The sequence below is a fragment of the Rhizobium mulingense genome (assembly GCF_029194105.1).
Taxonomy (GTDB): Bacteria; Pseudomonadota; Alphaproteobacteria; order Rhizobiales; family Rhizobiaceae; genus Rhizobium; species Rhizobium mulingense.
On sequence record NZ_JARFVE010000002.1, the window covers coordinates 550,618 to 564,073 of the forward strand.

At 61.8% G+C, this 13,456-nt stretch carries 13 protein-coding genes; 5 read left to right on the forward strand and 8 right to left on the reverse strand.

From position 1 onward, the window contains the following. Positions 1–50 precede the first annotated feature (50 nt). From pyrC to PYR71_RS02830, 5 genes are all read right to left on the reverse strand, one after another. Positions 51–1,091, reverse strand: a complete 1,041-nt coding sequence (gene pyrC / locus PYR71_RS02810) for a dihydroorotase (RefSeq protein WP_275618135.1) — start codon at positions 1,089–1,091, stop codon at positions 51–53. 81 nt (positions 1,092–1,172) lie between these two features. Then, positions 1,173–1,805, reverse strand: a complete 633-nt coding sequence (locus PYR71_RS02815; RefSeq protein ID WP_275618136.1) for a nucleoside triphosphate hydrolase — start codon at positions 1,803–1,805, stop codon at positions 1,173–1,175. Next, positions 1,802–2,584 carry an ATP-binding cassette domain-containing protein gene (locus tag PYR71_RS02820; protein ID WP_183914277.1) on the reverse strand — a complete coding sequence of 261 codons (783 nt, stop codon included), beginning with the start codon at positions 2,582–2,584 and terminating at the stop codon, positions 1,802–1,804. Before PYR71_RS02820 ends, PYR71_RS02815 begins: the two co-directional genes overlap by 4 nt. A 2-nt stretch (positions 2,585–2,586) precedes the next feature. Further along, positions 2,587–3,651, reverse strand: coding sequence for an ABC transporter permease (locus PYR71_RS02825; protein WP_275618137.1), 1,065 nt, complete (start codon positions 3,649–3,651; stop codon positions 2,587–2,589). Positions 3,652–3,803: 152 nt separating this feature from the next. Further along, the gene (locus tag PYR71_RS02830) at positions 3,804–4,823 is read right to left on the reverse strand and encodes a sugar ABC transporter substrate-binding protein (protein ID WP_011423843.1); all 1,020 of its coding nucleotides are present in this window, start codon (positions 4,821–4,823) and stop codon (positions 3,804–3,806) included. 326 nt (positions 4,824–5,149) lie between these two features. On the opposite strand from PYR71_RS02830, the gene PYR71_RS02835 reads away from it, so the two are divergent. The 3 genes from PYR71_RS02835 to PYR71_RS02845 all read left to right on the forward strand — a co-directional run bounded on the left by PYR71_RS02835 (position 5,150) and on the right by PYR71_RS02845 (position 7,622). Then, positions 5,150–6,397 (forward strand): ROK family transcriptional regulator, encoded by a 1,248-nt coding sequence (locus PYR71_RS02835; RefSeq protein ID WP_183914273.1) that lies wholly within the window; start codon positions 5,150–5,152, stop codon positions 6,395–6,397. Beyond that, positions 6,381–6,848, forward strand: coding sequence for an RbsD/FucU family protein (locus PYR71_RS02840; protein ID WP_183914271.1), 468 nt, complete (start codon positions 6,381–6,383; stop codon positions 6,846–6,848). Before PYR71_RS02835 ends, PYR71_RS02840 begins: the two co-directional genes overlap by 17 nt. Positions 6,849–7,040: 192 nt before the next feature. Continuing rightward, the gene (locus PYR71_RS02845) at positions 7,041–7,622 is read left to right on the forward strand and encodes a TetR/AcrR family transcriptional regulator (protein WP_275618453.1); all 582 of its coding nucleotides are present in this window, start codon (positions 7,041–7,043) and stop codon (positions 7,620–7,622) included. A gap of 26 nt (positions 7,623–7,648) precedes the next feature. Here the strand turns inward: PYR71_RS02845 and PYR71_RS02850 are convergent, their stop codons facing one another. Then, a complete protein-coding gene (locus tag PYR71_RS02850) occupies positions 7,649–8,653 on the reverse strand; it encodes an NADP-dependent oxidoreductase (RefSeq protein ID WP_183914267.1) in 1,005 nt (334 codons plus the stop codon). A 429-nt stretch (positions 8,654–9,082) separates the two neighbouring features. On the opposite strand from PYR71_RS02850, the gene PYR71_RS02855 reads away from it, so the two are divergent. After that, a complete protein-coding gene (locus tag PYR71_RS02855; RefSeq protein WP_275618138.1) occupies positions 9,083–10,630 on the forward strand; it encodes a putative bifunctional diguanylate cyclase/phosphodiesterase in 1,548 nt (515 codons plus the stop codon). 126 nt (positions 10,631–10,756) lie between these two features. Here the strand turns inward: PYR71_RS02855 and PYR71_RS02860 are convergent, their stop codons facing one another. Further along, a complete protein-coding gene (locus PYR71_RS02860) occupies positions 10,757–11,239 on the reverse strand; it encodes a RidA family protein (protein WP_275618139.1) in 483 nt (160 codons plus the stop codon). 110 nt (positions 11,240–11,349) lie between these two features. Continuing rightward, complete coding sequence (locus PYR71_RS02865; RefSeq protein ID WP_275618140.1) at positions 11,350–11,784, reverse strand: cupin domain-containing protein; 435 nt, start codon at positions 11,782–11,784, stop codon at positions 11,350–11,352. A 117-nt stretch (positions 11,785–11,901) separates the two neighbouring features. On the opposite strand from PYR71_RS02865, the gene PYR71_RS02870 reads away from it, so the two are divergent. Next, positions 11,902–13,455, forward strand: coding sequence for a winged helix-turn-helix domain-containing tetratricopeptide repeat protein (locus PYR71_RS02870; protein WP_275618141.1), 1,554 nt, complete (start codon positions 11,902–11,904; stop codon positions 13,453–13,455). Position 13,456 lies beyond the last annotated feature (1 nt).

Sequence of the window (13,456 nt, forward strand, 5' to 3'; positions counted from 1 at the left end):
ACGCCGGGGCGCTCTTTAAATTGAATATTCGATTTAAAATTGAAAATGCCTCACGCCACCACCTGCCAATGCAAGGGGAACATCGGATCGAAAACCGTCACCGGACCGGCGCCAGTTTCTATCTTTGCGGGAAAAACGATCGGATCGCTCTGCTTTGACAGGGTGATCCGCTCCTCGTTCGGCGACAGACCGTACCAGGCCGGCCCATTCAGCGAAGCGAAGGCTTCCAACCTGTCGAGAGCGCCCTCCTCTTCGAAGACATGGGCGAGGCAGTTCATTGTATTGATCGAGGTATAGATGCCGGCGCAGCCGCAGGCGCATTCCTTCAGGGGATCGACATGCGGGGCGGAATCGGTGCCGAGGAAGAAGCAGGCGTCGCCGCTGACGGCGGCGGCGCGCAGCGCCAGCCGATGGTTTTCACGCTTGGCGACCGGCAGGCAGTAATAATGCGGGCGGATGCCGCCGACGAGGATGGCGTTGCGATTGATGATCAGATGGTGGGTGGTGATCGAGCCGGCGAGATTGCCCTTGGCGGCCTTGATGTAATCGATTCCATCCGATGTCGTCACATGCTCCATCGTCACCTTCAGTTCCGGCAGGCGCCGACGCAGCGGATCGAGCACGGTATCGATGAAGACGGCCTCGCGGTCGAAAATATCGACGTCAGGTGTCGTCACCTCGCCGTGGACGCAAAGCGGCAGGCCGATCTTCGCCATGCGCTCCAGCACCGGCATCGCCTTTTCCATGTCGCGCACGCCACCATGCGAATTGGTGGTGGCGCCGGCCGGATAGAGCTTGACGGCGGTGATGAGGCCGCTTTCCGCACCCGCCTCGACATCGTCAGGGCTGGTGTGCTCGGTGAGATAAAGCGTCATCAGCGGCTGGAAGCGATGGCCGTCCGGCAGGGCCTTGAGGATGCGCTCGCGATAGGTCGCCGCATCTGATGTGGTGACAACAGGCGGCACCAGATTAGGCATGATGATGGCGCGGGCGAAGGTGCGGCTCGTATCGGCGATCACGCCTTCCAGCATGGCGCCGTCGCGCAGATGCAGGTGCCAGTCGTCGGGACGGCGGATGGTGATCGATTGCATGGCAGGCCTCCGAAGCGATGCGTCTGCGGCCTCGATAGCACTAAAGTGCGGCGCATTGAAATCGATTCGTGCGCCGCGGCATTACGCCAGCGCGATCTCCAGCGTCACATCGGCCGGGCGGCGGTTTTCCAGGATCAGCCTTCCGTTCGGCAGGTCGTTGCCGTAGACCTTGGCGCTGGCGGCCTCCTCGTCGAGGTTGTAACCGCGCCAACGCGCCCAGAGCCGCTCCTCCAGCACCTCGATCGGCGGCGCCAGCATGATGGTGAAATCGAAGATGCCGTCGAGTTCGGCCCATTTGCCCTGCGTGAACAGCAGATAATTGCCTTCGACGATGATGAACCGGTCCTTGGGATCGATCGGCCGGGCCGAGGCGATGGCGAGTTCACGCGAGCGGTCGAAGACCGGCACCAGAACCTCCTGGTCGGCCGGCCTGACGGCGCGGACGATATCGAGGAAGCCGCGGACATCAAAGGTTTCCGGAATGCCCTTGCGGGCCAAAAGCCCGCGTTCGATCAGGATGGCATTGTCCATGTGGAAGCCGTCCATCGGCAGGACCGCAGAACTTTCGCCCCTGGCTTTCAGCGCCGCTGCCAGATTGTCGGCCATGGTCGATTTGCCCGAACCCGGCGGCCCGGCAATGCCGATCAGGTAACGTCTGGCATCGCCGGCGCGGCTAAGAACCTCGCCGGCGATTTCGTCGATACGTGCACTCATGCAGCAACGGGCTCCGTCGGCACCGCCTTGGCGCCCGTCATGAAAGCGACGGCGTCCGACATGGTGTATTCCTTCGGATTGATCACCGTCAGGCGCCGGCCGAGGCGGTGAATATGGATCCGGTCGGCCACTTCGAAGACATGTGGCATGTTGTGCGAGATCAGCACGATCGGCAGACCGCGGGCGCGCACATCGAGGATCAGCTCCAGCACCTTGCGGCTCTCCTTGACGCCGAGAGCCGCGGTCGGTTCATCCATGATGATAACCTTCGAGCCGAAGGCGGCGGCGCGGGCGACGGCGACACCCTGGCGCTGGCCGCCCGACAGCGTCTCCACCGCCTGGTTGATGTTCTGGATGGTCATCAGGCCGAGTTCGGAAAGCTTGTTGCGGGCCAGCTTTTCCATCGCCGGCCGATCGAGCATGCGGAACATCGAGCCGAGCGGGCCCTTCTTGCGGATCTCGCGGCCGAGGAACATGTTGTCGGCGATCGAGAGCGCCGGCGACAGGGCGAGGTTTTGATAGACGGTCTCGATGCCGGCCTCACGCGCTTCCATCGGCGAACGAAAATGCACCTGCCTGCCTTCGAGCGTGATCACTCCCTCATCGGGGGTGACGGCGCCTGAAATCGCCTTGATCAGCGAGGACTTGCCGGCGCCGTTATCGCCGATGACGGCAAGGATTTCACCCGGGTAAAGGTCGAAATCGGCATTGTCGAGGGCGGTCACGCGTCCATAGCGCTTGACGAGTCCGCGGGCAGTGAGAATGGGTTCGACAGCCATGATTACACCGAAACCTTTCTGATCCACTGATCGATGGCGACGGCGGCGATGATCAGCACGCCTGTCAGCAGGACTTTCCATTGCGGGTCGGCGCCGAGCATGTTGAGGCCCATCGACACGACGCCGACGATCATGGCGCCGAAGAGGGTGCCGAGAATGGAGCCGCGGCCGCCGAAGAGCGAGATGCCGCCGATCACGGTCGCGGTGATCGCCTGCAGGTTATAATCGGTGACTGCCGAGGACGGCGAGATCGAGCCATTGCGGCCGATCGAAACCCAGGCGGCGAAGGCGGCGATGACGCCCGATATGGTGTAGACGGTGAGCAGCACCCGCTTCGTCTGGATGCCGGAAAGCTTGGCCGCTTCCGGATCGTCGCCGACCGCATAGACATGCCGGCCCCAGGCGGTGTGATTGAGCACATACCAGAGCAGCAGGACGAGCAGCACCATGGCGATGACGCCGAGGGTGAGCACAGCGGTGCCGAGCCTGAAGCTTGCGGCGAAAAGATGCAGCAGCGGCGCCTGGGCGTCGACATCGGCGTCGCGGATCGTCTCATTGGCGGAATATATGAAGTTCGTCGCCATGACGATGTTCCAGGTGCCGAGCGTGACGATGAACGGCGGCAGCTTCATGAAGGCGACGAGGAAGCCGTTCAGCAAACCGCAGAGACCGCCGACCAGCAGGCCTCCGATGACCGCAATCGGCGTCGGTATGCCGTAGGTGATGGCGACATTGCCCATGACGACGGCCGAGATCACCATGATGACGCCGATCGAAAGATCGATGCCGGCCGTCAGGATGACCAGCGTCTGGGCGGCACCCAGAATGCCGACGATGGCGATCTGCTGCAGGATCAGTGTCAGGGTATAGGACGAAAAGAACCGTCCGCCGAGTGCTACCCCAAAGATGATGATCGCCAGCACCAGCACGATCAGCGGCACCGCGGCCGGCGTCGAGTGCAGAAAATGCTGCGCACGCTTGATCAGCGGGACGCCCTGGTGCTCGAAGGAGGCGACGTTCTTGTCGCTGCCGTCGAGGACGCGTTCGAATTCCTGTGCTCCGGTCATGGTTCCTCCTCCGCATCCGCGCGCCGAACCCGCGCGGAGGCCGCCACCCATTGTCATCCGTTCGTTGCTTAGCCGGCGGGGTGACGGCACATCGTCCGTCCAAAACGGCCGGGGATCAAGCCCCGGCCGCTTTCTCTTTCAATAGATCGGGCTTAGCCCCAGCACTTGTCCGTGCCTTCCTTGGTGTCGATCGACTTGACGCCGGAGACCGGCTTGTCGGTAACGAGCGAAACGCCGGTGTCGAAGAAGGACTTGCCTTCGGTCGGCTTCGGCTTCTCACCGCTATCGGCGAACTTCTTGATCGCCTCGATGCCGAGCGACGCCATCAGCAGCGGATATTGCTGCGAGGTGGCGCCGATGACGCCTTCCTTGACCGACTTGACACCCGGGCAGCCGCCGTCAACCGAGACGATCAGCACGTTCTTTTCCATGCCGACGGCCTTCAGCGCCTGATAGGCGCCGACAGCGGCCGGCTCGTTGATCGTGTGGATGACGTTGATGCTCGGATCCTTCTGCAGAAGGTTTTCCATGGCCTTGCGGCCGCCTTCCTCATTGCCGTTGGTCACGTCGTGGCCGACGATGCGCTTGTCGTCTTCGTCGCCGATCTTGTCCGGGTTCTTCGGGTCGATGCCGAAGCCCATCATGAAGCCCTGGTCGCGCAGGACGTCAACCGTCGGCTGCGACGGCGTGAGGTCGAGGAAGCCGACCTTGGCGTCCTTGGCCTTGTCGCCGAGCGTTTCCTTGGCCCACTGGCCGATCAGCTTGCCGGCGAGCAGGTTGTCGGTGGCGAAGGTGGCGTCGGCGGCATCGGCCGGCTCGAGCGGCGTGTCGAGCGCGATGACCAGCACGCCGGCATCACGCGCCTTCTTGACCGAAGAGACGATGCCCTTAGTGTCGGAGGCGGTCAGCAGAATGCCCTTGGCGCCGTCGGCGATGCAGCTTTCGATCGCCGCAACCTGGCTTTCGCTGTCACCGTCGACCTTGCCGGCATAGGACTTCAGCGAAACGCCGAGTTCCTTGGCCTTGGCCGTCGCACCTTCCTTCATCTTGACGAAGAAGGGATTGGTGTCGGTCTTGGTGATGAGGCAGGCGGAAACGTCGGCGGCCATGGCCGGCGCGGAAAAGGCGACGCCGAGTGCGAGCGCGCCGAAAGCGAGAACTGATTTCTTCATGAACTCCTCCCAGAGTTTGCCGGCGCCGCCCCTGCGGGCCGGAATTTTCGAGATGTGACACTTCGCTTCGGTCGCTTGTCGCTTCCGAAGCCGTCCGTGCCCTTGACGCTGGCAATTAAGAGCGAAAGAAATCGGCTTGTCAATAAATAAATCCAATTGAATTATTAATTCGATGTGGCATGCTCAATCGCATTAGGATGTACGGTACCGCGCCTTTTCAAATGCAGAGAATGGCCGCCGTACCGCTTTCAGCTGGTGCATAGTCCCCCTGGATAGCTTCCTCCCGGGGGAACCGTGCAAGAGGCCAACGCTCGGGAGGAGCGGCCATGTCATCTTTGGATGGGCCGGAACACACACCGGTCCCGCCGCCGATTCTCAATCCGGCAGGGGGCGCGAACCAGGTCAGGGTGCGCGCCTATAACGAACGGCTCGTGCTGTCGCTGGTGCGCCTCTACGGCGCGCTGTCGAAGGCCGATATCGCGCGCCGCAGCGGGCTGTCGGCGCAGACCGTCTCGGTCATCATGCGGGTGCTGGAGAAAGAAGGGCTGCTATCGCGCGGGGCACCGGTGCGCGGCCGGGTCGGCCAGCCATCGATCCCGATGCATCTCAATCCCGACGCCGTCTATTCCTTCGGACTCAAGATAGGCCGGCGCAGCGCCGATCTGGTGCTAATGGATTTCGTCGGCCGCATCCGCATGCAGCTGCACCAGACCTATGCCTATCCGCTGCCGTATGAAATCCTCGCCTTCGTCACCTCAGGGCTCGAGGAGATCGAGAGCAGGCTCGACGACAAACAGCGCGGCCGCATTGCCGGCCTCGGCATCGCCGCCCCCTTCGAGCTCTGGAACTGGGCGGAAGAGGTGGGCGCGCCGCCGGGCGCCATGGAGGTCTGGCGAGAGGTCGATCTGCAGGCCGATATCGCCGCGCGCGTCTCCCACCCCGTCTTCCTGCAGAACGATGCGACCAGCGCCTGCGGGGCCGAACTCGTCTTCGGGGTCGGCCCCTCCTATCCCGACTTCGTCTATTTCTTCATCGGCTCCTTCATCGGCGGCGGCATCGTGCTCAATTCGGCGATCTTTTCCGGCCGTACCGGCACGGCGGGCGCGATCGGGCCGCTGCCCGTGCGCGACAGGAACGGCGAAACCAAGCAGCTGCTCGAAATCGCCTCGATCTTCGTGCTAGAAAACATGCTGCGCGAGCGCGGCATCGATCCCGAGCCGCTCTGGTATTCGGCCGACGACTGGGTGGATTTCGGCGAGCCGATGGAGGCATGGATCCAGGATAGTGCCAAGGCGCTGGCCCAGGCGATCGTCGCCGCCGCCTCGATCGTCGATTTCAGCGCCGCCGTCATCGACGGCGGCTTTCCCCATTGGGTGCGCAGCCGCATGGTGCAGGCGACGATCGACGAGGCCGCCAAGCTCGACCTGCAGGGCGTCGTCATGCCCGAAATCATCGAGGGCGCGGTCGGCGCGCAGGCGCGCGCCATCGGCGGCGCCAGCCTGCCGATCTTTTCGCGTTACCTCACAGACCAGAACGTACTCTTCAAGGAGATAGACCATGCTGAAGGGACTTGATCCGCTTCTGAGCCCGGAATTGCTTTTCACGCTGCGCGCCATGGGCCACGGCGACGAAATCGCCATTGTCGACGGCAATTATCCCGGTGTCGAACATGCCCGCCGGCTGATCCGGCTCGACGGCCATCGCCTCATTCCGGTGCTCAACGCCGTGCTCAGCGTGCTGCCGATCGACGATTTCGTGCCGGAGGCAATCTTCCGCTCGACCGTCAAGGCCGAGCGCGACAAGCTCGATCCGGTGCATGAGGAAATGATCGACTGCTGTGCGCTGCACGAGCCGCACCGGCAGGTGGTGCCGCTCGTCGGCGCAGATTTCTACGGCCGGGTGCGGGCCGCCCACGCGGTGATCCAGACAAGCGAACCCCGGCTCTATGCCAACATCATTTTGCGCAAGGGGGTGATCTATCCGAAGGCGGGCGGCCAGGCCGAGGTCGATCCGTTCGTTTACTGATCGGGGAATTTCGCTCCTTTTTGCCCATAGGTCAAAGCTGCTGCAGATGGCACCGCGCGTAGAAAAACGCGCGGTGCCATCTGCGTGCGGCTGCCTTGTTGACCGCCCATATTAATGATGCATATCATCAATAACTAAGCTATAATGACGGCCGACATCATAGCTGGAAATGGCTGTCGAAAGGACCGTGACGTGCGGATCACCAAGGAAAAGAAGCAGGAAAACTACGATCGGATTGTTGCCACCGCGTCAGAGCTGTTTCGCGAACGTGGGTTCGATGGCGTGGGCGTGGCGGAATTGATGGAGCGCGCGGGGCTCACCCATGGCGGCTTCTACAATCACTTCCGCTCCAAGGAGGAGCTGATCGCGGAATCGACCGAGAATGGGTTGAGCGAGACCTTGCAGCGCTACGCCGGTCATGACGTCCTCGACGTTATGGAGCTTTATCTTGCACGCGAACACCGGGATGGACGCGGCCAGGGGTGCACGGCCGCGGCACTGAGTTGCGATGCCGCCCGACAGCCCGAGAAGACCAAGGCCGTTTTCGCTGCAGGAATAGAGAAGCTGGTGCGCGCGGTGGAGGGTGGCATTGCGCGACATCATGCGTCAAGCGCCGGCGGGCGGGCACAAGCCATCGCCATCCTCGCTCAGGCGGTTGGCGCCATCGTGCTTTCGAGGGCCTGCCCGGACGATTCCCCGCTGGCCGACGAACTGCTTGACGCTTGCCTGGCGGATTGCCGGGACGCCATTGAAAATCGGATGCGAGAGCGATAGGGCCACGCATCCGCCGGCGCGGCGCGTCAATTCGCGACCGCGATGACCACCTTGCCTTTGGCACGCCCGGTCTCGACGTAGGCCAGCGCATCTCCGGTCTGTTCAAACGGGAATACCTTGTCGACGACCGGCCGGATCAAGCCTTGCTCGATCAAGCGGGCAATCTCACCCAGCTGCCGCCCCTCCGCGCGCATGAACAGGAATGAATAAGCGACGCCGAGATGCTTGGCCTTTTTGCGAACTCCTCGGCTCAACAGCCACAGGACCAGCTTCAGGAACAGGTTGAGGCCGAGCTCCCTGGCGAATGCCGGTTCGGGCGGACCGGAGATGGAAATGAGCCGGCCACCCGGCTTCAGCACGCCCAGCGACTTTTCGAGCGTCTTCGGATCCTGGCTGTTCAGCACCAGATCGTAGCCCGACAAGATCTTTTCGAAGTCCTGCGTCTTGTAGTCGATGACCACATCCGCCCCGAGACTTCTCGCCAGCTCGGCATTTTTAGCGCTCGTCGTCGTCGCAACCGTCGCGCCGAGATGTTTGGCGAGCTGAATGGCGAACGTCCCGACACCGCCGGAGCCGGCCTGAATGAAGACCTTCTGGCCGGGCTTTATCTTACCTACCTCGACGAGCGCCTGCCAGGCGGTCAACCCGACGAGCGGGATGGACGCCGCTTGGCTCATGCTGAGGTTGCTCGGCTTCAGCGCCGCATCGGCTTCATCGATGGCAATGAATTCGGCGAATGTCCCGACCCGATGATCGCGAGGCCGTGCATAGACTTCGTCACCCACCTTGAACCGCCTCACCCTGGATCCGACTTTGACAACCGTTCCGGCGAGGTCATGCCCGAGGACGAAGGGCGGACGATAGGGAAGAATAAGCTTGAACTCCCCGTCCCGGACCTTGGAGTCGAGCTGGTTCACGGCGGTGGCCTGAATCCGCACGAGGACGTCATTGTCCAGCAATTCCGGTTCCGGCAGGTTGGCCAGACGCAGAGCGCCTTTCTTCTTGTACTTGTCAACGACGAATGCCTTCACGGGGCCTTCTCCTCTCGCGGCGTCAGGTGTCAAGGGAACGATAAAGCCACAGGCACAAATCGGCATGGACCCATGTGATCGAGGACGCCCTACCTCCGTCAGCGTTTTTAATGACGTTTATCATCATAGCTGATTAATGATACTCGTCATCAAACTTGTCAAGTCGATTTCTGAACCCGCGCCTGGTCCGATTTGCGGCAAAGCTATCCGTTATGCGCATAGAACCGCCTGCACCCCTCGTCAGGGCAACCCACCGTTAACCTTCGACGCGCACAAAGGTCTTTCGAACTTATCTGCGCGCTGGTCGGCGACCGCAAGCTGGGCTTTCAATGCCGCCCGAATGATTTGTGGCGGTCTTCGATTACCGCGGAGGACGATGCGGTCCTGCGAACTGGCCATGATGGCTCTTCACACAACAGGAGCGTTCATATGCCCCGCATCCGCCCGACCAGACCCCAGTTGGAGATATTGGGCTGGCTTGCGATCTTCCTGCTTCTCTTCAGCCTCTCCTGGCGCTTCCAGTGGCATGAGGAGCTGGATGAGTTTATCGAGCGGCATCACAACTATCCGCTCGACCACGCACTGCTTGCCCTGAATATCTCCGGGTTTTTGGGGCTCATCTATTCCGCGCTGAGGATCCGGGACCTTTCGAGGGAGGTTGATCGCAGGCTGCAGGCCGAAAAGCACGTCGACTGGATTGCCTGTCATGACACGCTGACCGAGCTGCCGAACCGCAGATTCCTGGATTCCATATGTGCGCAGGCAATGACCGATCAAAGGTCACAAGATACGTATGCGGTGTTCAGCATCGATCTCGACGGCTTCAAGAAGGTCAACGATCTCCTCGGCCACGATCACGGTGATGCGGTGCTGAAGACCGTTGCTCAGCGGCTCTCCTCGCTCTTTCCTCGGGAGGATGTTTTCCGCCTTGGCGGAGACGAGTTCGTCGTTCTCTCGCGGCGCATCGGAAATCCCGATCTTGTCGCTTTGGGGAACCGCATCGTCAGCGCAATCGGAAAGCCGTTCACATTCAATGGTGTCGCCGTCGACCTCGGCGCCAGCGTCGGCTTCGCACTTTATCCGGAGGATGGCGATGAGCTCGGTCAGGTCATCCGGCATTCGGACTGTGCGATGTATGTGGCGAAAAAGCAGGGGCGCAATCTGGTGAAGCCCTTCGTGCCATCGATGCAGGACGAGCTGGCGAAACGGGTCAGGATAGAAGGGGATCTCCGCGCAGCCATCCAGAAGGCTGAGATCATTCCCTATTATCAACCGCTCGTGGATCTGAAGGAAAACAAGATTATCGGCTTCGAGGCGCTGGCACGCTGGAAAACGGCGTCCGGCGAGTTCATCCCGCCGAACGAGTTTATTCCAGTGGCAGAGGAAGCCGGTCTGATCGTCGAATTGACGGACCAACTGCTTCGCCGCGCCTGCACCGATGCGCTTTCCTGGCCAAGCGAGCTTGTCCTGTCGTTCAACCTTTCACCGATTCAGCTGAGCGACCGGTTGCTGGGCCTCAGAATTCTCAAGATATTGGGCGATGTCGGCCTGCCCGCGCATAGGGTCGAGCTTGAGGTGACGGAGAGCGCCATCATCCAGGACGCCGTCACCGCACGCATTGTCCTCGACGATCTGGTGAATGCGGGGGTCGGAATTGCGCTCGATGATTTTGGGACAGGCTATTCCAGCCTCTCCCAGCTGTCCAACTACCGGTTCGACAAGATCAAAATCGACAGGAGTTTCGTCGCTTCGTTCGAGAGCAATGACAAGCAGGACAAGGTGATCAAGGCCATCATCGCCCTCGGCGCCGGCCTCGGCGTGACGATAACGGCCGAAGGCATCGAAGAGGAGAGCCAACTTCAGCGGCTTCAGGATCTGGGCTGCGACATCGGCCAGGGATATCTGCTGGGTAGACCCGCGCCGATCGAGGAGATCGCGGCGGATCAGGTCGGCAGCAGGATTCGGCAACGCCGCTGATGGGCTGCGTTCGTCTATCAGGTCGAGGGTGAGTTGCCGCTTCCCGTCGCCCCTGTGCAGTTGTGTAGGTGCCGGCACCTGCGCCCCGGAATGCCGTCACAATCGATTCCCCGCGCCCATTAGGGATCAACCGTCGATTTCGACTTCCGCTTCGCAGTTTACCGGCGCATTCAATGGGATGGCCATGCCGATGGACGAGCGGGCGTGCGCGCCGGCCTCGAGACCGTAGAGATCCAGTATCAGATCGGAATAGCCGTTTGTCACCAGCGGCGTCTCATTGAACCCTGGAGCGACATTCACCATCGCGAAAACGCGCAGCCAGGCCGTGACCCGATCGAGGTCTCCCACGGCGCGTTTGAGGCTTGCGAGATGGGCCAAGGCGACAAGCCGAGCCGATGCGTATCCCTGCTTCGGCGACACTTCGGCTCCGACCTTGCCCAGCGGTTTTGCCAATGTCCCATCCGAGTTGCAGGCGACATGACCTGAAATATAAGCGCGGGTGCCGCGCACCCGAACCCAGGCGAAGGGCAATTTCAGGCCGTCTCGAACCTTTAAGGGTTCGGGCAGTTCAAGACCCATTTCGGCTAAACGTTGTTCGATGATGGCCATGATGCACCTCCCATGTGGTTGGATCGCGCAAAAGCGGCCAGCGGTTTTGCGATATCGATATGCGAAAGAACGAACCTGAAGTGTGGCAACTCCAGGGATTGACGACGCGTTTAGGGCACAATGCCGTCGAGCTCCGGCATGAGAATGACGCTCTCGTTGGCCGCGGGATCGTTACGGGCACCGAGGAACTCGGCGTTTTCCGCGCTGCGATTGACGGCGACGTGCGGAACGCCGGCCGGAATGAACAGGTAGTCACCGGGGCGCACCGTTTCGCAGCATTCGAGCTCCGGCCCTGACCAGATCTCGATCTCCTGGCCGGCGGTCATGAGAAGGGCGGTCTCGTGTCCCTCGTGGCGATGGGCGCTGGTTCGCCTGCCTGCGGGCAGCGAAATCGTCCCGAGCCACAGCATGGCCGATCCGACGCTCTCTGCGGAGACGCCCGACCGGTAGACGGATCCTTGCTTGGCGATGTGGCTGTCGCTGCCGCTGACGACCTTTGCGGTTACTGCAGAAGGATTTTTCGGCTGGGCTGCTTCGTTCTTCATGGCTCTCACCATTGCGTGGCGCGATGAAAACAGACTCTGCGCGCTCAGCCGGCGCAAGTCCTGAAGCAATGCCGAAAAGTTCCGAAAAACGCCGAAATCGGCGTATCATGGCTGGCCATGAACACCCAGCACATTGCATTCGGCCGCTTCGAGTTCAGCGCCGAGAACGGAAGCCTGCTTTGTGACGATCGGCCTGTCGCCATCGGCGCCCGCGGTGCTTCGCTGCTTGCCGTTCTGCTTGCGGCGCAAGGGGGCGTGGTCTCAAAATCGGCACTGATGGATGCCGCTTGGCCCGGATTGGCCGTCGAGGAAAGTAATCTTTCCGTTCAGATTGCTGCCCTTCGCAAGCTGCTCGGCCCCGCATCGGACGGCACCGAATGGATCGCCACCGTCCCACGGGTCGGCTACAGGTTTTCAGGCCGGGTGGAGAGCGCAAGTGAAGGAATCGATAGCGAGTGGCATGCGCAAGCCAGATCCAAGCTGGGGATCGCAGTCCTGCCGTTCGAAAATCTGGGCGGCGATGCCGAGAAGCAATATCTGGCCGACGGGATCGCCGACGACCTGACCACAGCGCTCACTCGGTTCAGATGGCTGCGCGTCGCCTCACGCGGGGCAAGTTTCAAAGACAGGAACAGCTCCAGGGATCCGCGCGCCGTCGGGGTCGAACTCGGTGTCAATTTTCTGGTGGATGGGGCTATCCGGTATACCGGCGATCGGATCCGAATATCGGTGCACCTCGTCGACGCGGCCAAGGGCGCGACTGTCTGGTCCGAACACTACGATCTTCAGCTGGCCGAGATATTCGCGGTGCAAGACGCCATCGCCGAGCGGATCGCCGCGGCAGTCGAACCCGAGCTGCTGTTGCGCCACGGGCTGGCGGTCGCTCCCCACACCGGCAACATCACGGCCTGGGACCTTGTCCGGCAAGGCACATTCAATTTCCACAAGGTCTCACAGCCAACCCACCTTCTGGCAAGACGATTTTTCCGCGAGGCCGCCGAGATCGACCCCATGCTTCCGGAGGCGCAGATCTGGCGGGCTCGGGTCAACGCCGGCCTCATCGCCTATGGCTGGACGGAAGATCCTGCCGCGGATGGTCAGGAAGGGTTAACTGCCGCCCTGCGGGCGATCTATCTCGACGCGCGAAACCCGTACTCGCATTATGCGCTGGCGATCGTGTCGGCCTACACGGGCAGAGCCGAGCAGGCGATCCTCGCCGCGGAACGGTCGATCGAGCTCGGTTCGGGCTTCGCCCTCGGGCATCTCGTCCTCGGCATGGCCCGGCTCTTTTCGGGCGACGCGGCCGGCGCACGAAAGCCCTTGTCTCGCGGCCTCGAACTCAACCCGCACGATCCGCAGAATGGGGTGTGGTTCAGTCTGTTGATGCTTGCGCTGTTCTTTTCCAATGATGTAGAGGGCGCGCTCGACGTCGGGCATACGGCATTAAAGGCGCGACCCGACTGGCCGGCGCTCGTGCGCATTCAGGCCTGCTGCCACATGGCCGTGGGGAATATCGATCAGGCTCGCCGCCTCGCCGCGGCAGCCCACGGGCTTCCGGTAGCTGCCGGCGATGCGCTTGAACCGTTCAGAGAGGGCAATAAGGAATGGGCGACCCGCCTCAACGAGCTGTTGCAAGCAGCGGAACGATCAAGCGACTCTGAAGCGCGTTGAT

Excerpts from the sequence above, each read along its gene's own strand:
- pyrC (WP_275618135.1), bottom strand. The coding sequence starts at position 1,091 with ATGCAATCGATCACCATCCGCCGTCCCGACGACTGGCACCTGCATCTG.
- PYR71_RS02815 (WP_275618136.1), bottom strand. The coding sequence starts at position 1,805 with ATGAGTGCACGTATCGACGAAATCGCCGGCGAGGTTCTTAGCCGCGCC.
- PYR71_RS02820 (WP_183914277.1), bottom strand. The coding sequence starts at position 2,584 with ATGGCTGTCGAACCCATTCTCACTGCCCGCGGACTCGTCAAGCGCTAT.
- PYR71_RS02825 (WP_275618137.1), bottom strand. The coding sequence starts at position 3,651 with ATGACCGGAGCACAGGAATTCGAACGCGTCCTCGACGGCAGCGACAAG.
- PYR71_RS02830 (WP_011423843.1), bottom strand. The coding sequence starts at position 4,823 with ATGAAGAAATCAGTTCTCGCTTTCGGCGCGCTCGCACTCGGCGTCGCC.
- PYR71_RS02835 (WP_183914273.1), top strand. The coding sequence starts at position 5,150 with ATGTCATCTTTGGATGGGCCGGAACACACACCGGTCCCGCCGCCGATT.
- PYR71_RS02840 (WP_183914271.1), top strand. The coding sequence starts at position 6,381 with ATGCTGAAGGGACTTGATCCGCTTCTGAGCCCGGAATTGCTTTTCACG.
- PYR71_RS02855 (WP_275618138.1), top strand. The coding sequence starts at position 9,083 with ATGCCCCGCATCCGCCCGACCAGACCCCAGTTGGAGATATTGGGCTGG.
- PYR71_RS02860 (WP_275618139.1), bottom strand. The coding sequence starts at position 11,239 with ATGGCCATCATCGAACAACGTTTAGCCGAAATGGGTCTTGAACTGCCC.
- PYR71_RS02865 (WP_275618140.1), bottom strand. The coding sequence starts at position 11,784 with ATGAAGAACGAAGCAGCCCAGCCGAAAAATCCTTCTGCAGTAACCGCA.
- PYR71_RS02870 (WP_275618141.1), top strand. The coding sequence starts at position 11,902 with ATGAACACCCAGCACATTGCATTCGGCCGCTTCGAGTTCAGCGCCGAG.